Origin of the sequence: Variovorax brevis (assembly GCF_030317105.1) — a bacterium.
Lineage (GTDB): Bacteria > Pseudomonadota > Gammaproteobacteria > Burkholderiales > Burkholderiaceae_C > Variovorax > Variovorax brevis.
Genome location: NZ_JASZYG010000031.1, coordinates 13,804 through 40,076 on the forward strand (window position 1 = coordinate 13,804; position 26,273 = coordinate 40,076).

Sequence of the window (26,273 nt, forward strand, 5' to 3'; positions counted from 1 at the left end):
GCCAACAAGCACCTCGTCATGGCCACCCTGCAAGCCCAGGAGCTCAAGGATGCGGCCTTGCTTGCCAAGCGTCACCAGGATGAATTTCTGGCCATGCTGGCCCACGAGCTGCGCAATCCCCTGGCACCGATCCGCAGCGCCGTGGCACTGCTGGAGCGCCTTGATGCCGTTCATCCGACGCTCTCACTCATCCGCGAAGTCGTGGGGCGCCAGGTGGAACATATGGCGCGCCTGCTCGACGACCTGCTGGATGCCTCCCGCGTCACCAGTGGCAAGGTGACGCTGCAGCGGCGGCCCACCAGGGTCAATGATTTTGTCGATCAGGCGGTCGAGATCAGCCGGGGGCACATCGACGCCCAGCACCATCAACTCAGCCTGGACATGCCCGTCACTCCCCTCTACGTCGATGGCGATCCGACGCGACTGGCGCAGATCATCGGCAACCTGTTGCACAACGCTGCCAAGTACACACCGGAAGGCGGCGTGATCTCTGTCAGCGCGCGCGGGGTCGGGGACAAGGTCGTGATCCGGGTGATCGACAACGGCAGCGGGATTTCAGCCGAAACGCTTCCAAACATATTCGACCTGTTCCGCCAGGAAGACCGTACCCTGAATCGCAGCCAGGGCGGGTTGGGCATCGGCCTCACCATCGTGCGCAGCATGGTCGAACTCCATGGTGGAAATGTCGAGGCGCGAAGCGCCGGTCTCGGCCAGGGGAGCGAGTTCATCGTGACCATTCCCCGCGTGGACGGCCCCATCAGTGTTCGGGTCGAACCTCGCCTGACGACGACTGCCGCACCGAGCCGAATCTTGCTGGTCGATGACAACGCCGACGCGGGGACCCTTCTGGCGATGCTGCTGCGCATGTCGGGCCATGAAGTCGAGATTGCGCTTGATGGTCTCTCGGCCCTGGAGATGTATGACCAGCAGCGGCCGCAGGTCCTGTTGTGCGACATCGGCCTGCCTGGGCTCAACGGATACGAGGTCGCTTCAAGGATTCGCGCAAGAAACGATACGCCGGCAACGGTACTGATCGCCCTTACCGGCTACGACGGGCCTGCCGATCGCTCGCGTGCGCTCGCAGCCGGCTTCAACTATCACGTTGCAAAGCCGGTGGATTTTGACGATCTCGTGGCGCTGATCAACTCCAGTCAAGGCAACGATCGCTCATAAGTCGCGGCACAGTTGCAATCGGCAAGTTCAGGCCCCATCCGTCACCCGAGGCCCGCGTCAAAGCGACTTGAGATACTGGGCGAGGTCTGCGATGTCCTGCGGGCTCAGGCCCAGCGCCCGCTTTGTGTTGTAGGTGCTCACGACATCTTCGAGCGTCGCTGCCGACCCATTGTGGAAATAGGGCGCATGCTGCCACGCACCCTTGAGGGGCGTGGTGCGATAGAGCCTGGTCGCCGATCTCGCGGCATAGCTCGGCGTCTCCGGCTCGGCCATTGAATCGGCGGGCGGATGCAGCGTGTCGTTGGCGTCGGTGAACAGCGCACCGGCGTGGCAGGTCGCACACTTGCCGGTGCCCTCGAAAACCTGCTTTCCCCGCAACGCCGCCGTGGCGTCGTACGTGCCCGCGGGTGCGGCCGGCGCCTTCAGCGACAACTCGTAGGCTTGCAGGGCCGGCAGCTTGCTCGTGACGAGGTCCTGGGTGCCATGGGTGATGCTGAGATTCAGGCGCGGTTCCGAGAATGAGCCCTGGCCGCCCATTTCAGCCACGGCCACGTAGCGGTTCCAGTACGCAGGCTCGTTGCCGTCGCCAGTGAAGGTCACGCTGTGGATGCCGTCCAGGCCATACGCCGGCGGAATGACCACCGGGTTGCTGATGCCGTCGATGTTGTGGCGCGGGTCGAACTTGCCCTTGCCCCAGGAGTTGAAGACGGCCTTCATCGCCGTGTCAACCGCCGGCGACAGGGCGATGATCGCGCCGGGATTCAAGTCCCGGTTGGCCCGGCCATCGAGTCGCTTGCCAATCCCTGGTGCGAAGGAGTTGTCGACGGTCGAGTGGCACAGCGCGCAGGTGATTCCGACGCGCGTCAAGGCATCCTTGCCATTGACCATCTCGACCTTGCCCTTGAGCCCCACCACGGCATCGAGCTTGAGGAGCGCGACGGTTGTATCAGGGCTATGCAGGTCGATGCTTCCGTCCTGGATGCCCTGCACCACAGCCGGGGGCAAGGCCTCAGCATCGACCTTCAGGCCGACAGACAGCGCGGTGACCGGATCAACCGCGGCGCCGATCACCTCGTGCATCTTCAGTGTGTCGCTCCACTGAACTTCGTCCCCGAAGGTGTCGTAGCGGAAGATCTGTTTGCCTTCTGCGACGAGGGCCGCTTGGGCGGCCTCCTGCTCTGCGGCCGACTTGCTGGAGCCGCCACCGCATGCGCTGAGCGCCAGAGTCGCGCCGAACACCGCCGCCGCCAGCGTGCTGCGCACTACAAGATTTTCCTCCTGCATACCGCGTCCTTTCTCCAGGGATGAGGGTCCGCGCCAAAGCGGTTCTCTTCCTTAGATGCAGGCACATGGCAGGATGTGACAGCGTATTTGTGAAAATCTGCACCGGCGCGAGTCTTGGCCTTCCAGGCGTGTTGGCCAAGGGGCGCGACGCGCACATGCCATGCCAGCAGGCGCTTGGCGTCAGGCCGTGAAGCAGGACCTGCCACTGGAGTTCAAGTTCCGGGCTTTAAAACTCGAGCGGCCGTAATCAGTAGTCTGTTGCGGTCGTAGACCTGGTTGGAATGACAGGCTCAGATCGGCCAATTGTGTTGAAAAACTCGGAATCAACGATGTCCCTTGAGCGATTTCGATCCAGGGGCCAACGACGAGGTGTTGACTGCTCCTCGGGACCCGCCGCAATGGGAATCCTGTCTGAGACCTTGTGCGCGGCTCTGGCGGCCATCAATGCATCACACGGGCGCTGCGACATGCAATCGGGTCTTAACCCGCGTCCTCGCGCAAACGAGTTTTTCAACACAATTGGCCACGACTGTGAATTCGCAGCCGAACCCGACAGCCGCCCTTAAGGGTGATGGCCTTGTTGTCCTCCGACAGCGCGCCCTGTGCGGTGCGGTAGGCGCCTTTCACAGGCAGCCCCACGAGTTCGGGCACTGCGTCGAAGAGGTCGGCTTCCAGACCGTGGTCGGCTATCGAGAAGATCGGCGCTTCTGGGCCTTGTTGATCGCAACGATCACCTTGGAGTCCTCCATGCCTGCCAGGTGCTGGATGTCGCGCTGATGCCGCAGGCGACGTACAGCTGCGGCGCGACGATCTTGCCGGGCTGCCCCACTTGGCAATCAGTGGGCGCCCGGCCTTTTCGCAGGCCTCCGCAAAGTTCGCGTTCTCCGACAGTCGATCAAGGGCTGTCTTCTTGCGATCGTCTGCCATGACGGTGTCCATAAGGGGATTGCGCTGCGGATCAAAGGCTCGCTCGATTCGGGCGAGCGACTGCACACGTTGAATCCAATATTCTCGGGAGGCCATGGGGCTCCATGCGCTTTCCGCTGACAGCCAAAACCCCGCTTTTTCGCTCATCGTGGGTTATGACCCTCGATGACGTCCCCCCATGCTGCTGGATGAGCGTGCGTTGACCCTCGACGAGCCAAGGCGGCTGTATGAATCAAGTTCGCCGGGTACCGCGTCACGGCGATGTTCGGGGACGACGATCGACGCGGTGCCACTGGACTGGTGCTTCCAGCCCGGTGTGAAGCTCGACTTCCGCCACTTCCCCGATGGCTACGTGGTGACGGCGGTCGACGTCGAGGCCGAACTGCGGCGCATCGGCCACACGCTGGCGCCGCTGGAGATCGTGATGGTCAACACCCGCGCCGGCAGCCGCTACGGCGAACGCGACTACGTGTCGGCCGGCTGCGGCATGGGTTACGACGCCACGCGCTACCTGCTGGATGGCGGCATCCGCCTGACCGGAACCGACGCCTGGAGCTGGGATGCGCCCTTCGTGCACACCGCCAGGAAGTACGGCGAGACGCACGATGCGATGCTGATCTGGGAAGGCCACAAGGCCGGGCGTGACATCGGCTACTGCCACCTGGAGAAGCTGCACAACCTTGAGTCGCTGCCCGCCGACGGCTACTTCGTCAGTTGCTTCCCGCACAAGATCCGCGGCGCATCGGCCGGCTGGACACGGGCCGTGGCCATCCTTGACGAGCGCCTGTTCACATAGCCGGGACCGACGGCGGCGGAGTCGCTCAGTCAGGCAATGCACCTTGCCCCGTGCGGCGCCTTGCCTCTCCGCTACGTGGTCGTCGCGGCGCTGCGATTTCTGCGGTGGGCCGACCGGCTGCTTTTGCACACTCTCGCAGCCAGTTACCTCCGCGCCACCAACCCTGCCATCAATCCTGCGTACAACTCCGATACACGTTCCCATTTTCTGTCGTAGTCGTATGAGAGAGTCCACAGGACGCTTTGGACCTCCGCCACCTTATCGTTGAAAACGAAGGGATCAACAATGCTCGCTCGCTGGTCAGAAATATTTTGAAGGGCAGATAGAACTTGCGTCGCGCCGGACGACATCTGCTTTGTGTCGAATGACCCATCGGGGAAATAATCAAGGATTGCGGTGACATACGTACTGACCGCCTCGTTCAATTTGACACCTGACAAGGCCCTTGACAGGGCCTTGATCTTCGCCCTCACCGGCGCGAACTCAAGACGTGCCTGTCGCACGAAGGTTGCAGCCTCCATGATTTTGGTCCAAGAATCCGGTTCGAGTGGGGGTGGGGGCGGCACCTGCAATGGCGAGGCCGAGCCCAATCCCCGCTGGTTTGAAAACTGCATGGCGTCGTGCAGAAACTCGAAGTAAAGTTGCATTGACGCAGTCGTTCCGCCGGCTGGGGTGAGCCGAAGTGCATAGCTTCGCCTGCGGATGATCCGGAATATGGCGGACCTGTCTTTGTTTTCCGCCTCAGCAAACCGCTCGGCATCTAGAGAAGAGTCGAACATGACGAAGTTGTAGTCGCCCTTCCATGACACGGCGGGTGAACTCAAGAAATCCATGGACGGAAGCATTTGCTCGACTTGCTGAAACATGCGCAAGTAGTCTTTGTGGACCTGTAGCAACTCGTCGTAAGCAGGTTTGAGCACTTCCTTATGCAAGTCCTTGGCGCGCCGATCCTGGTACTCCCGCAGTTGGATGAGGCGATCGGCCACGCGGACGAGTGCTTCGATCATTGACGACCTCCAATAAGACCATCCATCAGGCCGATTGTGAGACACACCACCCCGGGTGAATCGCCGAGCAACAGGCGAAACGCCAACGCGAGCATGCGCCGCCATCAGGCTTTCCTCGGTCCTGCCGGAGCCACCGTGGCGCTACCTGGTCTTCTGTGCCGGGATCGCGTTGGACATGCGGCCCTGGTGCTGCGGAGCCGCAGGCTGCACGTCGTGCCGGCGCACACGGCACACCTGGTCGAACGAGCCGGTTGCCTGACCATATGCTGGGCGAATCGGTGATCAGCATCTCCGCGGCGCTGGCGGGCAACGCCTGGCCGATCCAACGTCATCGCCGCAGTCAGCGGATTCGTCATGGTGCCGGCCATCTGGTGGATCTACTACGACAGCTTCCACCTGCTGGAACAGCGCAAGTTGCCGACCGGGCATTCGATCCTCTATTCGCACTTCTTCCTGTTCATCGGCCTGGCGATCCTGGCCTCGCTGATCCGGCATGCCATCCTGGACGACCTCGACCCGGGCGACTTCCGCCGGCTGGCCGCGGCCGGTACGGTGCTGTTCTTCCTGGGCAAGCAGTACGGCTGCTACATGGAGGTGCCCGAGCTGCGGCCTTGCCTGCTGGCCAACACCGCAGCCGTGTTCGCCCTGACGGCCATCGTGCTGATGTTGCCGCTCGGGCTCGGCGCCATGCTGGTGGGCATCACGGCGACCATGATCTGCTACGTGCTGCTCAACCTGCGCGCGCCAGGCACGCGGCGGCCTGAGCCGCTGCCTGCGCAACTTGAGGGAGGAGAAGCAGACTTGGGCTGGCCGTATTTGTGCTGATTTTGTACAGGTGCACAGCAGCGGGCCCTCAAGCGTCCTGAGTCCTGCCGAAGCGTAGCCGAAGGACCTCGACAGCGTCCGCAATGATGCAGTTCGCCCCTGCATTGCTTTCCGATCCCAGCCGACGATCTCATCTAACCCACCCGCCCGCTGTTCACAACGCGAGTCGCCTACCCTACGCCACGGTTTGCACCAGAACCGGCGTGGTCGCCTTCGCCGAGTCCGCGCACGTGCCGCACGAGCGTAGCGATGAAAGCTGCTGCCGCCGGGCTCGGCGGCCGGCGCGGATGGGTCACGCAAACGATCTGGCGCGACAGGCGAGGCGAAGTTACCGTGGTGCCGTGCAATCCCTCGTGCTCGAGCTGGCGCCTGACGGCCACACGCGGCAGCACGGTGCAGAAATCGCTTTCGTGGACCAGCTTGAGAATCGCGCTGATCGAGTCGATTTCGACGCTGGGCGACAGGGTCACGTCTTCGGCTTGGCTGAAGCTTTCGATGATGCCGCGCAAGCCATGCTGGCGCGTCGGCAGGACGAGTCGCAGGTGGGCCAGTTCCGCGAAGGCCACGACGTCGGGAAGCCGTGGATGCTTCGGTCCGGCGAGCAACAGCATGTCTTCCTCTGCAATCGCCTCGGTGTTGAGTGCCAGCGGGCGGCGCGGCTTGTTGACGATCGCGGCGTCGAGTTGGCCCACCGCAACCGCCTCCGAGAGCGTGCCGCTGAAGCCGTCGGTTAACGAGAGGTCGACCTTCGGATGCAGCGCGGAAAACTCCAGCAGGGCGTCGACGAGCACACCCTGCGCGACGGTCGCGATCATGCCGACGCGCACCAGGCCTGCGAGCTCGCCGGAGGTTTGCATGACCTGTTCGCGCGCATGGGCGAAATCACCGAGCACAGGCAGAAACAGGCGATACATGCGCCGCCCTTCGCTCGTGGGCTCCATGCCCTGCGGGCTGCGCACGAAGAGTTGCTTGCCGATCTCTTCCTCGAGCTTGGCGATCTGCATGCTGAGCGCGGGCTGCACGATGTTGAGCCGGCGCGCGGCACGGGTGACGGAGCGCTCTTCAAAGAGCACCACGAAATACTGGACCTGTCGAAATTCCATCGTGCACCTGCCTGTCGTCTAGGTGATCACTATAAATGATGCAGAGCATCAAATCATATTAATTGACCTGATGACACCAGATTTTTAGACTTTGCCCAGACCCGGACATCCACGCGCCGGGCATCGGAGACAAGTCGAATGCCCTTCCTGCCCACGTCAGCCTGGCTGGCCATCTCACCCCTTCGCCTTCCGGGCCGCCGGGTCGCCCTTGCGATCGGCATGACAGCCGCACTCTGCATCGTTGGCACGGACAGTGTGCAAGCAGAACCGGGCAGCTACCCTTCCAAGCCGGTGCACATCGTGGTGCCGTACCCGAGTGGCGGTTTCAACGACACGCTGGCCCGGCTCGCGGCGGCCAAGCTGTCGGTCGCGTGGAAGCAGCCCGTCATCGTCGACAACAAGCCCGGGGCCGGCACCGCGATCGGCACGCAGGCTGCGGCAACGTCGCCGGCCGATGGCTACACGTTGCTGGTGGTGCAGTTCCCGTTTGCCGCGAACCCGTGGCTCTACAGGTCCCTGCCCTACGACTCCGAAAAGGCGTTTGCGCCGGTGGTGCTGGCCGGGCTGTCGCCGATGCTGCTGGTGGCCCACGCCGGCGGTCCATTGCACTCGCTCCAGGATGTGATCGCGGCTGCCAAGGCCAAGCCCGGCGGCCTCAATTACGGCTCGTCGGGCGCGGGTTCGTCCAACCACCTCGCGATGGCGTTGTTCGAAAGCCTGTCGGGCACGCGCATGACCCAGGTGCCGTACAAGGGCAGCGCGCCGCTGCTCACCGACTTGGCCGGCGGCCAGGTCGACCTGGCGGTCGACTTGGTGCCCCATGCCCTGCCCTTCATCCAGTCCGGCAAGGTTCGACCATTGGCGATCGCCGCTGCCAAGCGATCGCCGCTCATGCCCGACGTTCCGACAGCCGCGGAAGCCGGCCTGCCCGGCTACGAGGCGAGTTCGTGGCACGGGTTCGTGGTGCCCGCCGGCACGCCGCAGCCCGTGATCGACAAGCTCAACCGCGACCTCAACACCGTGTTCGCGATGGACGACGTCAAGAAGGTGTTTGCGCAGCAGGGCGTGGTGCCCGCAGGCGGCACGCCGGCCCAGTTCCGCACCTTCATCGACGGTCAGATGAAGCTGTGGAAGAAGGTGGTGCAGGACGCGGGAATCACCGCCGAATGACCGAACGCCACTTGAATGACATGAACCAGCTTCAAGCGCTGAACCTCGTCGGCGGCGAATGGCTGCCCGCACATTCCGGCAGCGTGGGCACGCGTCACAACCCGGCTGACGGCACTGCACTCGGGCAATTTGCGGCATCGTGCCGCACCGATGCGGATGCGGCCATCGCAGCGGCGCGCCGCGCTTTCGACCAGCCCTTGTGGGCACAGAATCCGCGCCTGCGGCAGATGGTCATGTTGCGTTGGGCCGATCGGCTTGAGGTACGCGCCGAGGAACTCGCACGCCTTCTGACGCTGGAGAACGGCAAGGTGATCGGCCAATCGCGTGGCGAGATCGCAGGTGCGATATCGGAGATCCGCTACTACGCGGGCCTGACCCGCTACATGCCCGGCCATGTGTTCGAAGTCGAATCCGGCGCCTTCTCCACGCTGCTCAAAGAGCCGGCCGGCGTCGCCGGCATCATCGTGCCGTGGAATGCACCCGCGGTGCTGCTGATCCGCTCGCTCACCCCCGCGCTCGCAGCCGGCTGCACCGTCGTCGTCAAGCCGGCGCCGCAGACGGCGCTGATCACCGCTGCGCTGATGGCGGAACTGCACGCTGCGGATGGCTTGCCCGCCGGCGTGGTAAACCTGCTGAGCGAAGAAGGCCACGAGGTTGCATCACGTCTGGTCGAATCGCCCGACGTCGACGTCATCAGCTTCACCGGCTCCAACGCGACCGGCCAACGCATCATGACTGCGGCCGCACCGACGATGAAGAAGCTCTCGCTCGAACTCGGCGGCAAGTCGGCCTGCCTCGTCTTCGAAGATGCCGACGTGGTCGCAGTGGCGCCCGCACTGGCAACGGCCGCCACCATCATCAGCGGTCAGCAGTGCACCGCTGCACGAAGGGTGCTGGTGCACGCGAAGCACTACGACGCGATGAAGCGCGCGCTCAGCGCCGCGCTGCAGGCGCTGCGCGTCGGGCCCGGCCTTTCGGACGGCGCGCAGATCGGGCCGATGATCGACAACGCCACGGCCAACAGCGTTGGCACGCGCATCGAAGAAGCGATGGAAGCCGCCGACGAGGTGCTGGTGCGTGGCGGCCGCGCCACGGGCGCGCTGGCCGCTGGCGCTTTCCTCACGCCCACGCTGGTCGCGCACCGCGACACCAGCGCCTTCTTCGTGCAGGAAGAGATCTTCGGCCCGCTGCTAGTCATCGAGCGCTTCGAAGACGAGGCCGAGGCCGTGGCTCGCGCCAACCATTCGGAGTTCGGTCTTTCTGCCAGTGTCTGGACGCGTGACGGCGCGAAGGCGATGCGCGTTGCGCGCGCGCTGCGCAACGGCACCGTCTGGATCAACGACCACAACACGCTCTTCGCCGAAGCGGAAACCGGCGGCTACCGGCGCAGCGGCCTGGGCCGGCTGCACGGCTACGACGCGCTGATCGACTTCCAGGAAATCAAGCACATCTATCAACAGGTCGGAACGGTCTGAACGACCTTCCTGCCGGACGGAAAACCCAATGCTCATGAGCGTGTCCCCCGCCGCCGACGCCACCGTGCGTCCCCACTTGGGCCGGCCGGCCCAGCGCGTGGAAGACCGCGCGCTGTTGACCGGCCGCGGACGCTATGGCGACGATGCGCCCGTGCGCGCCGACACGCTGCATGCGGCCGTGCTGCGTTCCCCGCATGCGCACGCCAGGCTGCTCGCGGTGCGCACGGGCCGCGCCGAAGCCCTGCCAGGCGTCCGCGCGGTGCTCACGGCGGCCGATGTGCAGCGTTGGTCGAAACCCTTCATCGTCGGCGTCAAGGCACCGATGGATTTGTGGGCGCTGGCGGTCGACAAGGTGCGATATGTCGGCGAGCCGATTGCCGTCGTGGTGGCCGAAAGCCGCTACTTGGCGGAGGACGCGCTGGAATTGATCGAGGCCGAGTACGAGACATTGCCCGTTGTGGTCGACATTGAATCGGCCGCAGCCGACGGCGCGCCAGTGTTGCACGAGCGCGTGGGCAGCAACGTGGTGAGCGACCGAAGCTTCTGCTATGGCGACCCCGACGCCGCCTTCGCAGCCGCGCCGCACCGCGTGGCGCTTACAGTGAATTTCCCTCGCAATTCCTGCACGCCGATCGAGACGGCCGTGGTCATCGCCGAGTTCGTGTCGGAGCAGGACGGCTACGACATCCAGTCCAACTTCATGGGCCCGTTCTCGCTGCACACCGTGATGGCGATGGCGCTCAAGGTGCCGGGCAACCGGCTGCGGCACCGCACCTTCGCCGACTCGGGGGGCAGCTTCGGCGTCAAGCAGGCAGTGATGGCGCCCGCGGTGCTGATGTGCCTGGCCGCGCGCAAGGCCGGCGCGCCGGTGAAATGGGTCGAAGACCGGCTCGAACACCTCACCGCCGCGACATCCGCCACTGGGCGGCTGTGCCACGCCGAAGCGGCAGTCGAGGCCGATGGCCGCATCGTCGCGCTGTCGCTCGACCAGTTCGACGACTGCGGCGGCTACCTCCGCGCGCCGGAACCGGCCACCTTCTACCGCATGCACGGCTGCCTGACGGGCGCCTATGCCATCGAGCACCTGCGCGTGCGCAACCGCGTGGTGCTGACCAACAAGACGCCGACCGGCCTGGTGCGCGGCTTCGGCGGGCCGCAGGTGTACTACGCACTCGAGCGGCTGGTGCAGCGCGTCTCGGTCGAACTCGGGCTCGAGCCGCTCGACGTGTACCGCCGCAACTTCATTGCTGCCGATGCGTTCCCCTATCGCGCAGCGGCCGGCGCGTTGCTCGATTCCGGCGACTACCAGGCCGCGCTCGCCCTGGCCGTGCGCGACGGCGGGATCGCTGAGCTGCGCCAGCGGCAAGACGCGGCGCGGGCCGAAGGCCGGCTCTATGGCATCGGCTTCGCGGCGATTGTCGAGCCCTCCATCTCCAACATGGGCTACATCACGACCGCCCTGCCGCGCGAGCAACGCGCCAAGGCAGGGCCGAAGAACGGCGGCATCGCCACGGCCACGGTCGGTATCGATCCGCTCGGCGGGCTCAACGTCGTGGTGGCGTCGTCGCCCGCGGGCCAAGGCCATCGCACCGTGTGCGCGCAGGTCGCGGCTGATGTGTTCGGGGTCGATCCCTCCGACGTTTCGGTCAACGTCGAATTCGACACGCAGAAGGACGCATGGTCGGTGGCCGCCGGTAATTATTCGAGCCGCTTCGCCGGCGCGGTGGCAGGCGCGTTGCATCTGGCCTGCACGCGGCTGCGCGACAAGCTCGCATGCATCGCCGCCGCATCGCTGGGCTGCGCTGCATCGGACGTGGTCTTCGCGGGCGGCAAGGTGTACGCCGGCGCAGCGCCCGAGCGCAGCCTGCCCTTCAACCGCTTCGCTGCCAGCCCGCACTGGGCGCCCGGCTTGCTGCCCCCAGGCACCGATCCCGGCCTGCGCGAAACCGCCTTCTGGACCCCGCCACAACTCACTGCACCCGACGACGACGACCGCGTCAACACCTCGGCCGCGTATGGATTCGCGTTCGACGTGTGCGCGGTGGAAGTCGACCACAATACCGGCCGCGTGCGCATCGACCGCTACGTCACGACACACGACGCCGGCACGCTGCTCAACCCGGCATTGGCCGACGGGCAGATCCGCGGCGCATTCGCCCAAGGTCTGGGCGCGGCGCTGATGGAAGAGTTTCGCTACGGCGCCGACGGCAGTTTCCAGTCCGGCACCTTCGCCGACTACTTGGTGCCCACCACCTGCGAGGTGCCCGACCCGGTGATCCTGCACATGGAAACACCGAGCCCCTTCACGCCGTTGGGCGCCAAGGGACTGGGCGAAGGCAACAACATGAGCACGCCGGTGTGCATCGCCAACGCCGTGGCCGACGCTCTGGGCCGCGCCGACATCGTTCTACCACTGACACCGTCACGCGTGATGGACCTGATCGGCATGGACGACCCGGCGCCGTCGCGCGGCAGTGCAGCTGCAGCAATGCCATCAACTGGCAGGGCGGCTGCTGACGGCCCATTCACTCCCGTCGGCAAGAGCGCCAAAGGCGGCAAGGCACTGTCGGCACAGGGCGAGATCCTGCTGCCCGCCACGCCGGAGGCTGTGTTCGCCGTGCTACTCGATCCGGTTGCGCTGGCGCGTGTGATTCCCGGCTGCAATGCGCTGGAAGCGATCGGCCCTAACCGCTACCGCGCCGACGTGACCGTGGGCATCGGGATGATCAAGGCGCGCTATGCGGCCGAGGTGGGGCTCAGCGAGATCGACCCGCCGCGCCGGCTTCGCCTCGCGGGCTCAGGCCTGTCGAGCGTGGGTGCGGCCAAGGGCAGCGGCCTTGTGTCGCTGGAGTCCAGCAACGGCGGCACGCTGCTGCGCTATGACTACGAGGCCGAAGTGTCGGGCAAGGTCGCGGCCGTCGGCGGGCGCATGCTGGAAGGCGCGGCCAAGATCGTGCTCAAGCAGCTCTTCGAGCAGCTCGGCCGTCAGGCCGGGGGCCAATCCGCCGCGACGCCGCCGCCCTCCTGGTGGCGGCGCTTTTTGCAACTTTTTGGAGGCGCGCAATGAAGCCCGCACCCTTCGACTACGTGCGTGCCGAAACGGCCGACGAGGCCGTGCAGCAATTGCGCTCGCTGGGCACCGACGCGCGCATCCTGGCCGGCGGCCAGTCGCTGATGGCGGTGCTCAACATGCGACTCGCGCAACCTGGCGCGCTGATCGACATCTCGCGCACCGCCGACCTGGCCTACGTGCGCGCCGAGCGCGGCATGCTCGCTGTGGGCGCGGCCGCGACGCAAGGCAGCGTCGAGTGGCGCAAGACGCTCGCGCAGGAAGTGCCGCTGCTGGCGCAGGCCTTCCCGCTGATCTCGCATTTCCAGATCCGCAACCGCGGCACGGTCTGCGGGTCGGTCGCGCATGCCGACCCCAGCGCCGAGATTCCGCTGGTGCTGCTGGCGCTCGGCGGCGAGGTGGTGCTGCGCAACACGTCGAAGCGCCGCACGCTGTCCGCGGCCGATTTCTTCCAGGGCATGTTGATGACGGCGCGCGCGCCCGACGAGCTGCTCGAAGAGGTGCGCTTTCCGCTCGCGGCCGCCGACCAGCGCAGCGCATTCACGGAGTTCTCGGCCCGGCATGGCGACTTCGCCATTGTGTCGGTGGCCGCGGTGGCCGACGCAAGCGGCGTGCGCCTCGCGGTGGGGGGCGTGGCAGACCGGCCGCGCCTCGCGCAGTGGCCAGCCGCCCCGCGTGGCGCCGAACTCGAAGACGCCCTCAACGACTTCGCCTGGGAACTGGAAGCGCAGGAAGACGCGCACGCCAGCGCCACCTTCCGCCGTCACCTGGTTCGCCGCCTCGGCGCACAGGTGCTTCGCCAAGTCATGGAGAACCCGGCATGAAAACGATCGACCGCGACACCCTGCACACGGTGCGGCTGCACCTCAACGGCACCGCACGCAGTGCGCCCTGCACGCCGCGCATGCTGCTGTCGGACTTCCTGCGCGACGGCCTCGGCGCCACCGGCACGCACGTCGGCTGCGAGCACGGCGTATGCGGCGCATGCACGGTGCAAATCGACGGCGTGGCGAGCCGTTCTTGCATGACGCTGGCGGTGCAGGCCGAAGGCCGTGACATCGCCACCGTCGAAGGCCTGTGCGACCCCGACGGCCCGATGTCGGACCTGCAGGAAGCCTTCAAACGCCACCACGCGTTGCAGTGCGGATTCTGCACCGCCGGCATCCTGATGTCCTGCGACGACTACCTGCGGCGCCGCCCCGATCCCAACGAGGCCGACGTGCGCGACATGCTCTCCGGCCACCTCTGTCGCTGCACTGGCTACACGCCCATCGTCCAGGCGGTGCTGGAAACCGCGGCGCTGCGCCTGGCGCATTCCACGCACTACGCCGACACGGAATACTGACATGCTCGACCTCGGAACAACCTTTCTTCAAAGCGTGGAACGCAGCCCGCACGCGCTCGCCCTGGTGGACGACGGCGTGCGGCTGACCTACGTGCAATGGCACGACCAGGTCGCGCGTGTCGCGGCCGGCCTTTCAGCGCTCGGCCTCGGCCGCGGCGACCGCCTGCTGTCCTTGCTGCAGAACCGCCACGAAGCGACCACCCTGCACTGGGCCTGCCAGTTCCTTGGCGTGGTGGTGGTGCCGCTCAACTGGCGCGCCAAGCCGGAAGAGGTGGACTACTGCATCGCCGATGCAGACGTGAAGGCCGTGTTTTTCGAAGGCGCCAGCGCGCACGCCGTGCAGTCCAGCAGCGGCGCGCGCACCCTGCTCCGCATTGCGGTGGGCCTGCCCGACAACGACGACGCAACCTCGACCTGGGCCGAGCTGCTGAGCGCCGAGCCCACCGCACTCGAGTCTGCCGCCGATGCCGACGACGTGTCGCTGATGCTCTACACCTCCGGCACCACCGGCAAGCCCAAGGGCGTGCCGCGCCGGCATCGGCAAGAGCGCGCCGCCGCGCTGGCACACGTCGCGCAAAACCTGTACCGCCGCGGAGAACGCACGCTCGGCGTGATGCCGCTTTATCACACGATGGGCGTGCGCTCGCTGCTGGCGATGGCGCTGGTCGACGGTACCTTCGTGTGCATGCCGCGCTTCGACACGCAGGGCGCGCTGGCGCTGATCGAACGCGAGCGCGTCACCTGCCTCTATCTGGTGCCGACGCTCTATCACGACCTGCTCACGCAGCGCCAGCGCAGCACCGGCGTCGAAGGGCCCGGCGCCGACATCGCATCGGTCACCAAGCTCGGCTTTGCCGGCGCGCCCATGCACGACGCGTTGCTGCAGCGCCTGTCGCGCGCCTTCGAGCCCGAGCTCTTCGTCAACCACTACGGCTCGTCGGAGGTCTACACCGTGTCGATCGACCAGGACGCGATGAAGAAGCCCGGCAGCGCCGGCCGCGCCGGACTCAACACGCGACTGCGCATCGTGCGGCTCGATGCGAGAAGCGCCGAAGAGCGCGTGGCACCGAACGAGGAAGGCCAGATCATCGCGGACCTGCGCGGCGACGAAGCCTTCGAGGGCTACTGGAAGCGCCCCGACGCCAATGCCAGGTCGCTGTGCGACGGCTGGTACCACACGGGCGACATCGGCTACTTCGACGACGACGGCGACCTCTACGTCACCGGCCGCGTCGACGACATGATCATCAGCGGCGGCGAGAACATCTCGCCGCTCGACATCGAGTCCGTGATCTCGCTGTGCCCCGGCGTCGGCGAGGTGGCGGTGGCCGGCCTGACCGACGAGCGTTGGGGCCAGCGCGTGGTGGCCTTTGTCACGCGCAGCAGCGGGCAGGACGCGCTCGACGCGCAGACGCTCGATGCCCACTGCCGCAGCTCGGACCTCCCCAACTTCAAGCGGCCGCGCGAGTACGTCTTCGTGGCAGAGATCCCCAAGTCGCCGGTCGGAAAGATCCTGCGCCGCAAGCTGGTGGCAGGGGAATACGACGCCCTGGACAACCCCGGCACCCCGACGAACTGAAGCATTGCCATCGCCTCACGGCACGAACCGTCATGAACTCTCGCATCCCCTCCTCCGTCAACACCGGGCCCTTCACCGACTTGCGCCGCTGGCTCGCGCACCTGAGCGAGACCGGCCGCATGGCCGTGATCCGCGAAGGCACGCCGCTCGAGCACACGTTGGCCGCCATCGCCAAGCGGCTCGACGGCCAGCAGGCCGCGTACTTCCCAAAGCCCGGGGGCCACGAGGTGCCGGTGGTGGCAGGCTTCATGTCGCGCCGTGCCTGGATCGCCGAAGCCATGGGCGTGCCCGAGGCCGAACTGCTGCAACGCTTTCGCGATGCGGCTGACCAGCCGCTGCCCTGGCGCGAAGTGCCGACGGACGAAGCACGGTGCCAGCAGGTGGTACACCGCGACCGCGACGTGCGCGACGTGCTGCCGGTGCCGACGCACAGCGAGCACGACAACGGCCCCTATATCACGGCCGGACTGGTCATCGCGCGCAACCCCTCGACCGGCATACAGAACGTGTCGATCAACCGCATCCAGGTGCATTCGAAGGCGCGCATGGCGATCCTCATGCTGCCGCGGCACCTTTGGGCTTTCTACAAGGAGGCCGAGGCGCGCAACGAGGCGCTCGACGTGGCGGTGGTGATCGGCATCGACCCGCTCACGCTGCTGGCCTCCCAGGCCATCGCGCCGATCGATTCCGACGAACTTGAAATCGCCGGCGCGCTGCACGGCGCCCCATTGAGGGTGGTCAAGTGCCTGACGAGCGAAGTGCGGGTCCCGGCCGACAGCGAGATCGTGATCGAAGGCCGCATCCTGCCCGGCGTTCGCGAGGCCGAAGGCCCCTTCGGCGAGTTCCCGCGGTACTACAGCGCGCGCGAACACCGCGAGGTGATCCAGGTCGAGGCCGTCACGCACCGGCGCGACCCGATCTACCACACCATCGTGCCGGCCGAGTTGGAGCACCTGCTGCTGGGCTCGATCCCGCGCGAGGCCACGCTGCTCGCGCATCTGCAGCGCAGCTTTCCCAACGTGCTGGACGTGCACCTCGCCATCGGCGGCGTCGGCCGTTACCACCTCTACATCAAGATCCGCAAGTCGCACGAGGGCCAGCCCAAAAACGTGATCTGCGCGGCGTTCGGCGCGCATTACGACCTCAAACAAGTGGTCGTGGTGGACGACGACGTGCAGGTGCATGACCCGCTGCAGGTCGAATGGGCCGTCGCGACGCGCTTCCAGGCCGACCGCGACCTTGTCGTCATTGCCGGCGCCCAGGGTTCGGTGCTCGACCCGTCGACGACCGTGGGTCAGGACTTCACCGACGGCGCGCCGCCAGCGCACCTGCAGGGCATGAGCGCAAAAATGGGGCTGGACGCGACGCGGCCCGTGGTCTACCACGAGCACGTCTTCACCAAGGTGCGCGTGCCGGGCGAAGAAGACATCGACCTCGATGCGGCCATCGACAGCACCCGGCGCATCGACTTCCTCGCCGCTGCGACGCCCGGTGCAGCGCCATGACAAAGCGCCTCATCATCGCGATCACCGGCGCGAGCGGCACCGTCTACGGCGTGCGCCTGCTGCAATTGCTGCGCGCCATGCCCGATTGGGAGACGCACCTGCTGATGTCCGCCTCCGGTGCGCTCACCGCATCGCAGGAGTTCGACATGAAGCGCGCCGACATCGAGGCGCTCGCCGACGTAGTGCACAACGTCAAGGACATCGGCGCGGCCGTCTCGAGCGGGTCTTTCCGGACGGCCGGCATGGTGATCGCGCCCTGCTCGATGAAGACACTGGCCGGAGTGGCGCATGGAATCGCCGACAACCTCATCACCCGCGCCGCCGACGTTGTGCTGAAGGAGCGCCGACGGCTGGTGGTGATGGCACGCGAGACCCCCCTGAACCTTTCGCACCTGCGCAACATGACGGCTGTCACCGAGATGGGCGGCATCGTCTTTCCGCCAGTGCCGGCCTTCTATGCAAGGCCGAGCTCCATCGACGACCTCGTCGACCACACCGTGGGCCGCGTACTCGACCTGTTCGACGTCGAGCACAGCCATCTCGTCAAGCGCTGGGAAGGCCTGCAGCGGCCTGCCTACTGCGCCTGATCCAGCCATCCATTTCGTCACCGAGGAAAAACCATGACTTCACTCACCCACCCTGCCCAGACCGTGCTCGACAAGCTCGAGGGCTTTCGCGTCGAGATCGACCCGACCCGCGAACGCGCCGACATCGTGCTGCAGCGACCGCCCTACAACATCATCTCGATGCCGCAGCGCGACCAGCTGCGCCTGGTGTTCGAGTCACTTGAGGGGAACCCCGCGGTGCGAGTGATCGTGCTGCGCGCCGAAGGCGAGCACTTCTCCAGCGGCGGCGATATCAAGGGCTTCCTCGAGGCCTCGCCCGAGCACGTGTCGAAGCTGGCCTGGAACATCGCCGCGGCCGCACGTTGCAGCAAGCCGGTGATCGCGGCCAACCGCGGCTACTGCTTCGGCGTCGGTTTCGAGATCTCGCTGGCCTGCGACTTCCGCATCGTCTCAGAGACGACGCGCTACGCGCTGCCCGAGCAGAAGCTGGGCCAGATCCCCGGCTCCGGCGGCTCGGCGCGGCTGCAGAAGATGGTCGGCATCACGCGCACCAAGGACATCGTGATGCGCTCGCGCCGCATCACGGGCAAGCAGGCCTACGAATGGGGCGTGGCCACCGAGTGCGTGCCCGACGCCGAGCTGGAAGCCGCCACCGACCGCCTGGTGGAAGAACTGCGCGGCTTCTCGCCGCTCGCGCAGCGCACCGCCAAGAAGCTGCTGAACGATACTGATGATGCGACCCTGACAGTGGCGATTGAACTGGAGGGCCACAGCTACAGCCGGCTGCGCAGTTCGGACGATTTCCGCGAAGGCGTCGAAGCGTTTCATGCCAAACGCGATCCGAAGTTCCGCGGTAGCTGAGCCTGTGGCGCACAACGTCTCGGCGGCCGCGGTCGCCTCGGACACGCCTTCGTCGGCGGGGCGGTTCGACTACGTGATCGTCGGCGGCGGATCGGCGGGCTGCGTGCTCGCGAATCGGCTTTCGGCCGATCCGGCCGTGCGCGTCGCCCTCATCGAAGCCGGGCCGGACACGCCGCCCGGCGCCGTGCCCGAGGCGATCCTCGATAGCTATCCAATGCCGGTGTTCCACGGCGACAAATGGATCTGGCCGGCCCTGCGCGCGCGTGCGACCGCCGGCTCCGCGCCGCGCGTCTACGAGCAGGGCCGCGTGATGGGCGGCAGCTCCAGCATCAACGTGCAGTCGGCCAATCGCGGCCTGCCACGCGACTACGACGACTGGGCCGCGTCCGGCGCGCAAGGGTGGGCATGGGACGACGTGCTTCCGTACTTCCGCAAGCTCGAGCGTGACCTGAACTTTCCCGGCGATGCGTTGCATGGTGCCGACGGCCCGATTCCGATCCGGCGCATCCTGCCGCAGGACTGGCCGGCATTCGGTCGCGCGTTTGCAAAAGGCATGAGCGCCACCGGCCTGCCTGTGCTGCAAGATCAGAACGCGGAATTCGGTGACGGTTACTTCGCCAGTGCGTTCTCCAACGAGAGCGACCGCCGCGCCACGACCGCCACCGCCTACCTCGATACGGCCACGCGCCAGCGCCCCAACCTGTCCATCCATGCGGGCCTGCAGGTGGAGCGGCTGGCGTTCGAAGGCGTGCGCGCTTGCGGCGTCGTCGCGATGGACTGCACGAACGGCGCACGCCTGAAGTTCGACGCGGGGGAAGTGGTGCTGAGCGCCGGGGCCCTGCAGTCGCCGGCGCTGCTGCTGCGCGCTGGCGTCGGCGATGCGGAGTCGCTGGCCCGGCTCGGCATCGGCTGCATTCGCCATTTGTGCGGGGTCGGCCGCAACCTGCAGGACCACCCTGCGCTGACCTTCTGCCATTTCCTGGAAGCGCCCATGCGCATGCCGCTCGCGCAGCGCAGGGCCAGCATGGTGGCAGCGCGGCTCTCGTCCGGAGTCGATCCAGCCGAACCGTCGGACCTCTACCTGTCGAGCGCAACGCGCGCGGCATGGCACGCGCTTGGCAACCGCCTGGGGCTGTTCTTCCTGTGGTGCAACCGGCCGCATTCGCGCGGACGCGTGCAGTTGCAATCGCCGGACCCGTTCGCCGCGCCGCTGGCCGACCTGAACCTGCTTGAAGATCCGCGGGACATGCAGCGCCTGGCCGTTGGCGTGCGGCTGCTGGCGCAAATCATCGCGGCCTCCGGCCTCGGTGACAGCGCAGATGGTGGGGCGCGCGACTTCTTTCCGGCCGCGTTCTCGGCGCGAGTCAAGGCCCTGAGCCGGGTCGGCCGCGCCAACGCGTGGGCCACGTCCCTGCTTGGCAGGTTCCTGGACTTGCCCGCGCCCCTGCGTCGTGCATTGGTCGAGCGCTTCTTCACCAAGGGGCTGAGCGTGCAGGCGTTGCTGGCCGATGAAGCGGCCCTGCACGGCTTCATCCGCGAGAACGTGTTCGGCGTATGGCACGCGAGCGGCACCTGCCGGATGGGACCGGCCGGGGACGCACAGGCCGTGACTGACAACGCCGGCCGCGTCCATGGCACGGCTGGGCTTCGGGTGGTCGATGCATCCCTGATGCCGCGTCTACCGTCGGCCAACACCAACATTCCCACCATCATGCTCGCCGAAAAGATTGCGGACGCGATGGCCCACAGGCACTAGACCTATTCAACGCAACGCAAGGAGAAAAACCATGACCGAAGCCATCCTGACCGCCACCGGTGCGCCGGCGAAACCTAGCAATCGCCAAGTGCTCACCGCCGTCGTCGCATCGTGCCTGGGCTGGGCATTGGACCTGTTCGACCTGTTCATGCTGCTGTACGTTGCCCCTGTGATCGGCCGGCTCTTCTTTCCGTCCGACCACGCCATGCTGTCGCTCGCGGCAGTCTATGCGTCATTTGCCGTCACGCTGCTGATGCGGCCATTGGGCTCCGCGCTGTTCGGCTCCTACGCCGATCGCAAGGGCCGCAAGGGCGCCATGATCATCGCGGTGGTGGGCGTCGGCGTTGCCACGGCCGCCTTCGGCCTTCTGCCCACCGTAGCCCAGGCCGGCATCCTCGCTCCCATCCTTTTCCTGATCCTTCGATTGGTGCAGGGTGTATTTGTCGGCGGCGTGGTCGCGTCGACGCACACCATCGGTACCGAGTCGGTGGCCCTTAAATATCGCGGTGCGGTGTCGGGCCTGATCGGCGGCGGCGGTGCCGGCCTCGGCGCTCTGATGGCGTCGCTGACCTACCTGGCGATGTCCGCGATCTTTCCGGGCGAGAGTTTCGACGTGTGGGGTTGGCGTTGCATGTTCTTCACCGGCATCATCAGCTCAGTGCTCGGCCTGTTCATCTTCAACAGCCTGGAAGAGTCACCGCTGTGGAAGCAACTGGCCGCCGACAAGGCCGCACGCGCCGCCGAGGCACGCCGCCATGCACCCGTGGAGATCGCGACGTCGCCGCTGCGCACGATCTTCTCGCCCCCTTACCGCAACATCCTGCTGGTGAACCTGCTGATCACGATCGGCGGCGGCAGCGCCTACTACCTGACCTCGGGGTACCTCCCGACGTTCCTGAAGGTCGTGACCAAGGCGCCGAACAACTCGGCCGCCGCAATCCTGATGCTGGGCAGCCTCGCGGTGGTGATCGTGTCCATCGCGGTGGGCCATCTGAGCAGCCTGATCGGCCGCAAGCGCACATTCCTGCTGGTCGGAGTCATCCAGCTGATCGCGATGCCCGCGCTGTACTTGATGCTGCCCAATGCGCCAACGCTCACAGTGACCGGCGTCTACGTCGTGCTCCTGAGTTCGCTGGGCTGCATGGGCTTCGCGCCGATCCTGATCTTCCTGAACGAACGCTTTCCGACGTCAGTGCGCGCGACCGGCACCGGCCTGTCCTGGAACATCGGCTTTGCGCTCGGCGGAGTGATGCCGACTGCGGTCTCGCTGGTGGCGCAATCACCCGCCGAACTGCCTGTGACGCTGGCTGCATTCGTCGCTTTCATTTCGGCCGTGTTCCTCATCGGCGCGGCGATCGTGCCTGAAACCACGAGCCGCTTGTCCGAAATCCGCCCGCAGGGTGCAGTCTGACAGCCCCCACCGCCACAACATCCACAGGAGATCTCTGAATGAATCGCGAACAAGACATCGAACGCCGCTCGCATGCGTACCGCAAGGAATACCGGGAGGCCACGCCGGCCTGGTATCGTGGCGAATTGCACCTGGGCTTTACGCTGGTTTTTACTGTGGGCGTGATCGTCTGGTGCGCCAGCCAGATTGCCGGCGCGACCTGGCAGCAATGGGTGGGGGTCGCGCTGCCGATGATGGTCTTCGGGAACTGGGCTGAATGGGCCGCCCATCGCTTCCTGCTGCACAACCCGAAGAGCTGGATCAAGCCGGCGTACCGGCGCCATGTCGCGACGCATCACCAGTTCTTCTCGCACAAGACGCTCGACTACCATGGCCATCAGGACTGGCGTGCCCTGCTTTTTCCGCCGTTCGCACCGATATTGTTTGTGCTGGCCGCACTGCCCGTCGCGCTGCTGCTCCGCACGGCCTGGACGCCGAATGCCGGCTTCATCGCGATGCTCACGATGGCCGCCTATTTCCTGATGTATGAGGGACTGCACACGCTGTCGCACATCGAGCATCCGTTGCTCGACAAGCTGCCCCTCGTCAACACCGTTCGCCGCATGCACGTGCTGCACCACAACCCCGACTTCATGCACACGCGAAACTTCAATCTGACGTTTCCTTTGTGCGACGCACTGTTTGGCACCAGCGACTTGAACAAGGGCGTGTTGGGCACGCTGTTCAACGGCATGTCGGATGCGGCACGCCGGCCCGAGGATCAGGCAAAGGTCGATGCGCAGAGCAGGCAACGCGCGCCGAAGACCACCGAGGACTTCGCGGAGCAGCCTTCTTCGGTTCGGGTGGAGTCGCCCTCGCTGTCGTCACGCAACGGCTGATCGGCTCGATGAGCCGGCGTGCCGGGTCTGGTCCTTCGCACGACGCACTGGTCGCCTTCGCCCTCGAGACTTACGGTCGTGCGGGTGTGGCGGATTCGTGCGTCCTGCTGCAGGACAGGCTCGGGGTGGATGTGGTCGTGCTCCTGTACGCGATGTATCTGGCACGCCATTGCCATGTCATCCTTGATGACCAGGCGCTGCAGGATGCGGACACTCGCGTGGCGAACTGGCGCCGGGAAGTGATCGCGCCACTGCGCTCGCTGCGACGTCGAATCGGAAGTGTCTCAGGGGTCTCGCAAGCCATGATGTCGCCGACCCGGCAGCGAATCAAGGAGGCCGAGCTCAGCGCCGAAGTGGTCGCATTCGCACTGCTTTTCCGGAAGGAAGATGGCGACCTTGGCCAACGTGGCAGGGCCACGTCCGCACCACTGGTTTCGCGCGTTGCGCGTTTTTATGGATCGCAAAGCGGCAATGTCATGACGCTCCGCGATGCCAACGTCAAGGAGGCGATCACGTGCTTGACTGCCGCGTTCAGGGCCTGAGCCAATCAGGCCCGGGAGAGCCGCTGCGGGCGAGTTACCACGCTTCAGTCATCAGAAAGAACAACCGGTGAACAGCCACAAGAATGCCAGATTGACCTTTGAAGGGCGAAAGTTGCTTGTCGAACGCGTTGCCAAACGATGGGGCTGGTGCCGGTTGCCGAGGCTGCCGGCATCAGCGCGCGCACTGGCCGCAAGTGGCTCAGGCGCTTTGAGCTGCACGGCAAGAAGGGGCTGCTCGACCGCAGCCCGCGTCCCACGAAGACCCGTACCACCGCGGATGAGGAGCGCATCGAACAGCCGCGCTTCTGCCGCATGTCCATGCGGCGCATCGCCGCGGTCGTGGGGCGCGGTGTCGTCACCGTCTCGCGCCCCAGCCATCGAGTCACCGGCGATCGGCGTGACTCGGTGGACGGCCCAGGATGGGAGTTGGCCCATGTGGCGATCGACGACCACGTGCGCGCAGGGATTGTGCAGACGCACGCGAACCAGCGCAAGGATTCGGCCGTGGCGCACTACAAGGCCCTGGGCGTCACTGCCGAACGACTGATCACCGACATCGGTCCGGCCTACCCCTCGTAGCTGTTTGCCAAGACCCGCCAGGCCTTGGGCATCAACACACATCATCCGGCCCTGCCGCTGCAGCCCAATGGCAAAAGCCCAACGATTCATCCAGACATGCCTGCGAAATCGGTCTACGGTCGTATCGGGGCAACAGCGCCGAGCGAACCGCATGGTTGCCCGCGTTCCTGAGCTACTACAACGCCCGGAGGCGCACTCGGCAGGGGGCTACAAGCCGCCAGCCTCCCGCCTCGGCGGGAACAAATATCGCAACTCAACAGAACTGATGCTGACAGACAATGATCCGTGCTTGCCTGGGATTTTCAATGTGGGGCGCTGGTCGCGTCGGGCGAGAACGCCTGAGGAGAAAGAGGCATCCGTCATCACGCCGGTGTTTCGCGCGAGCCGATGCGGCACGGTCGCGCCCACACGAAGAATGTGGGCGGTGAGACGATTGGCTGCGCTCGTGCTGCCGGCATCGCTCGTGCTGCCGGTTCCATGTGCCGCTGACGCGGCGTTTGGCACCACCGACGCCACTGTTCGCTTGCAATTGAGAGTGATCATCCCGCCCGTGTTCAAGATCCTGCATATGCAGCGCAAGGAAAGTGATACTGAAATCCGCGTCTGGACCAACATGCGCTCAGTGATCTTGAACAACCATGAGTTTCGTTTCAACCACGTCGGCGAATACACGCTGCGCCTACCGAACTCAGCCGACCCCGGGATCTGGATCGTGCATGGCCTCTAAACGTTCTCGACCATCATAGTTGGTGCTGCTATGACGCACTGTTGGCGCGGCGGGGGCTGCAGGCCACGTCCTTCTCAGAAGTGCTCTCGGCCACGGGGGCGCCACGAGGCTCGCTGTATCAGACGCAAAGCATCTTCGGCAAGAGCTTCGCGCCCTTCGGGCTCGTGGCCGGCAAGAACTTCATGGAGTACGACTTGGTGTACCTGGCCCACGGCATGCTGTTCTGGGGCGCGCGCAACGTCGATGGGCGCGGCTTCGACACTGAGCAGAACCGGCCGACGAACCTGCAGATTCCGAAGGTGCGCAAGTAAGCCACTCGAGACTGCGTCGCAGCGCCATCTCGCCAACAAGCGGGGCTTCGATCGTGCGAAGTCACGCTGCAGTGTCAAGGCAAAGCACGCTCCTCGATCAAGTCCAGCCCACTTCGGCATCGTGAACGCCTTACTCGGGGACGTGACCGCTCATTTCGGTGACGTGCCCGTCGGATCATTTGCAGCCGCCAGATCGCGATTGCCGCCTCGTCAGGGGGTCGATGCTGGTGTTGCGTATGAACCACCGCTGGGGCATAGCCTCACGGCCTTTTTGGCCGGAGGGCAGATGCCGCTGCGGCGCGTCAATCAGGATGAGAAGCCCCTCACCCAGCTCGTCGCGCCACAGATGCCGCAGCGACGTATGGACATCCGCGTGGGCATACGCATGACCAAGGCGTCCTCAGACTCAAGCGCCAAGTCGCGATCTCTCGCACGAATGTATCGCAAGGAGCCTCTCGATCTCCAAAAGAGTGGTGGCCAGGTACCTCAACTTGGCCACTGCCGCCGGGCTTGGCTGGAAGCGGTAGCCGGATTGGATGAGGCCCCGCTGGACCGAAGGCTGTCTGAACGAAGCGTGAGCGAGACCCGTTTGGTCGAGCCCGACTTCGCCCTCGTACATATTGCAGAATCCATGCCCCCCGCGAGCCATCACCACTGTTCATCAAAAAACAGCGGCTTGATCAGCCTTGCCCTAAGCTAAGCCAAAACGGGATTTCCTAAACTTCTTGGCAAAAGGAGATGGAAATGTCGATAACCCAAGCAGTCCCACAACGTGAAGACGCGGCGCTCCAGGGCGAGCTATACGTGAGTTTCGAGGGCGTCCATTGCCGCTGTGGGGTACATGGGGGCAGTTTCTGATGTCGCTTGACAGCCGCTGTTTCACGTGCCGAGATCACGCTCGGTGCGATCGGGTCGATCCAGTGCGCAGCCACTGCCACTGCCACTGATGGCCACACTGCGCTGGCCTTGCTCGTCAGACGCGAAGGTGAGCTCTGAACGCGCTGCTCGAGTGACTGGACAAGCCATCGCCAAGCTTTACGACGACCGGAACGTCATCGGTGAGGGCAACGGTCCCGCAGAGTGACCAGCGCCGCCGTCAAGGTGAGACGGCATGAGGCTCATGCTTGCCACTCGCGTCAAGCGGGGGCCTGCTTCTTCCGTCGGCGGACCACGGCAGGCACGGCTCCGCGTTGAGCAGCATCAGCTCGGCGCGGTACGCGGTTTGTGCCGCGGTGCGCAGATCGCCGGTCAGTTGGCGCAAGCGCTCAGCGACTCAGGCCGCCGCCTGCCTGGCGCGCACGAGGTGGCGGTAGCGCAGGTTGAGCAGCACGTAGCAGATCATGGTCGCCGTGATGCCCACCAGCATGGCGCCGAGCCCGAGCG

Annotated in this window: 19 protein-coding genes and 3 pseudogenes; 18 read left to right on the forward strand and 4 right to left on the reverse strand. The window is 65.7% G+C overall.

Features of this window, described 5'->3' with window-relative positions; genetic code table 11:
- The first annotated feature begins 18 nt into the window (after window positions 1-18).
- Window positions 19-1,173: a hybrid sensor histidine kinase/response regulator gene (locus QTI66_RS36685; protein WP_286565295.1), complete on the forward strand. Its 1,155-nt coding sequence runs from the start codon at window positions 19-21 to the stop codon at window positions 1,171-1,173.
- 57 nt (window positions 1,174-1,230) lie between these two features.
- On the opposite strand, the gene QTI66_RS36690 is transcribed toward QTI66_RS36685, so the two are convergent.
- Entirely contained in the window at window positions 1,231-2,457 is a 1,227-nt protein-coding gene (locus tag QTI66_RS36690; RefSeq protein WP_286565296.1) for a c-type cytochrome, read from the reverse strand.
- Window positions 2,458-3,093: 636 nt separating this feature from the next.
- A pseudogene (locus QTI66_RS36695) lies at window positions 3,094-3,310 on the reverse strand (FAD-binding protein); the annotation flags it as partial.
- Window positions 3,311-3,655: 345 nt separating this feature from the next.
- Between QTI66_RS36695 and QTI66_RS36700 the strand changes: the two are divergent.
- Window positions 3,656-4,180 (forward strand): annotated as a pseudogene (locus tag QTI66_RS36700) (cyclase family protein); the annotation flags it as partial.
- A 143-nt stretch (window positions 4,181-4,323) separates the two neighbouring features.
- On the opposite strand, the gene QTI66_RS36705 reads toward QTI66_RS36700, so the two are convergent.
- Window positions 4,324-5,187, reverse strand: coding sequence for a hypothetical protein (locus tag QTI66_RS36705; RefSeq protein WP_286565298.1), 864 nt, complete (start codon window positions 5,185-5,187; stop codon window positions 4,324-4,326).
- Between the two features lie 330 nt (window positions 5,188-5,517).
- Between QTI66_RS36705 and QTI66_RS36710 the strand changes: the two genes are divergently transcribed.
- Window positions 5,518-6,012 (forward strand): low temperature requirement protein A, encoded by a 495-nt coding sequence (locus tag QTI66_RS36710; protein WP_286565314.1) that lies wholly within the window; start codon window positions 5,518-5,520, stop codon window positions 6,010-6,012.
- 170 nt (window positions 6,013-6,182) lie between these two features.
- On the opposite strand, the gene QTI66_RS36715 is transcribed toward QTI66_RS36710, so the two are convergent.
- Entirely contained in the window at window positions 6,183-7,115 is a 933-nt protein-coding gene (locus QTI66_RS36715; RefSeq protein ID WP_286565299.1) for a LysR family transcriptional regulator, read from the reverse strand.
- 219 nt (window positions 7,116-7,334) lie between these two features.
- Between QTI66_RS36715 and QTI66_RS36720 the strand changes: the two genes are divergently transcribed.
- The 15 genes and pseudogenes from QTI66_RS36720 to QTI66_RS36790 all read left to right on the forward strand — a co-directional run bounded on the left by QTI66_RS36720 (window position 7,335) and on the right by QTI66_RS36790 (window position 24,890).
- Window positions 7,335-8,285 (forward strand): tripartite tricarboxylate transporter substrate binding protein, encoded by a 951-nt coding sequence (locus QTI66_RS36720; RefSeq protein WP_286565300.1) that lies wholly within the window; start codon window positions 7,335-7,337, stop codon window positions 8,283-8,285.
- A gap of 20 nt (window positions 8,286-8,305) precedes the next feature.
- Window positions 8,306-9,760: an aldehyde dehydrogenase family protein gene (locus QTI66_RS36725; protein WP_286565301.1), complete on the forward strand. Its 1,455-nt coding sequence runs from the start codon at window positions 8,306-8,308 to the stop codon at window positions 9,758-9,760.
- A gap of 34 nt (window positions 9,761-9,794) precedes the next feature.
- Window positions 9,795-12,827 carry a xanthine dehydrogenase family protein molybdopterin-binding subunit gene (locus QTI66_RS36730; RefSeq protein WP_444815092.1) on the forward strand — a complete coding sequence of 1,011 codons (3,033 nt, stop codon included), beginning with the start codon at window positions 9,795-9,797 and terminating at the stop codon, window positions 12,825-12,827.
- Window positions 12,824-13,654, forward strand: coding sequence for an FAD binding domain-containing protein (locus QTI66_RS36735; protein ID WP_286565303.1), 831 nt, complete (start codon window positions 12,824-12,826; stop codon window positions 13,652-13,654). Before QTI66_RS36730 ends, QTI66_RS36735 begins: the two co-directional genes overlap by 4 nt.
- Window positions 13,651-14,175: a (2Fe-2S)-binding protein gene (locus QTI66_RS36740; protein WP_286565304.1), complete on the forward strand. Its 525-nt coding sequence runs from the start codon at window positions 13,651-13,653 to the stop codon at window positions 14,173-14,175. Before QTI66_RS36735 ends, QTI66_RS36740 begins: the two co-directional genes overlap by 4 nt.
- Before the next feature lies 1 nt (window position 14,176).
- A complete protein-coding gene (locus tag QTI66_RS36745; RefSeq protein WP_286565305.1) occupies window positions 14,177-15,754 on the forward strand; it encodes an AMP-binding protein in 1,578 nt (525 codons plus the stop codon).
- 32 nt (window positions 15,755-15,786) lie between these two features.
- Entirely contained in the window at window positions 15,787-17,259 is a 1,473-nt protein-coding gene (locus QTI66_RS36750) for a UbiD family decarboxylase (RefSeq protein ID WP_286565306.1), read from the forward strand.
- Window positions 17,256-17,846, forward strand: a complete 591-nt coding sequence (locus tag QTI66_RS36755; protein ID WP_286565307.1) for a UbiX family flavin prenyltransferase — start codon at window positions 17,256-17,258, stop codon at window positions 17,844-17,846. Before QTI66_RS36750 ends, QTI66_RS36755 begins: the two co-directional genes overlap by 4 nt.
- 33 nt (window positions 17,847-17,879) lie before the next feature.
- Window positions 17,880-18,686 carry an enoyl-CoA hydratase/isomerase family protein gene (locus tag QTI66_RS36760; protein WP_286565308.1) on the forward strand — a complete coding sequence of 269 codons (807 nt, stop codon included), beginning with the start codon at window positions 17,880-17,882 and terminating at the stop codon, window positions 18,684-18,686.
- Window positions 18,652-20,442, forward strand: a complete 1,791-nt coding sequence (locus QTI66_RS36765; RefSeq protein WP_286565309.1) for a GMC family oxidoreductase — start codon at window positions 18,652-18,654, stop codon at window positions 20,440-20,442. The genes QTI66_RS36760 and QTI66_RS36765 overlap by 35 nt, the downstream gene beginning before the upstream one ends.
- 31 nt (window positions 20,443-20,473) lie before the next feature.
- Window positions 20,474-21,853, forward strand: coding sequence for an MFS transporter (locus QTI66_RS36770; RefSeq protein ID WP_286565310.1), 1,380 nt, complete (start codon window positions 20,474-20,476; stop codon window positions 21,851-21,853).
- Between the two features lie 38 nt (window positions 21,854-21,891).
- Window positions 21,892-22,731 (forward strand): sterol desaturase family protein, encoded by an 840-nt coding sequence (locus QTI66_RS36775; RefSeq protein ID WP_286565311.1) that lies wholly within the window; start codon window positions 21,892-21,894, stop codon window positions 22,729-22,731.
- 8 nt (window positions 22,732-22,739) lie between these two features.
- On the forward strand, window positions 22,740-23,273 hold the full coding sequence (locus QTI66_RS36780) for a TIGR02444 family protein (RefSeq protein WP_286565312.1): 534 nt from the start codon (window positions 22,740-22,742) through the stop codon (window positions 23,271-23,273).
- Window positions 23,274-23,340: 67 nt separating this feature from the next.
- Window positions 23,341-24,093, forward strand: a pseudogene (locus QTI66_RS36785) (leucine zipper domain-containing protein); the annotation flags it as partial.
- A 527-nt stretch (window positions 24,094-24,620) separates the two neighbouring features.
- A complete protein-coding gene (locus QTI66_RS36790) occupies window positions 24,621-24,890 on the forward strand; it encodes a hypothetical protein (RefSeq protein ID WP_286565313.1) in 270 nt (89 codons plus the stop codon).
- Window positions 24,891-26,273: the final 1,383 nt, after the last annotated feature.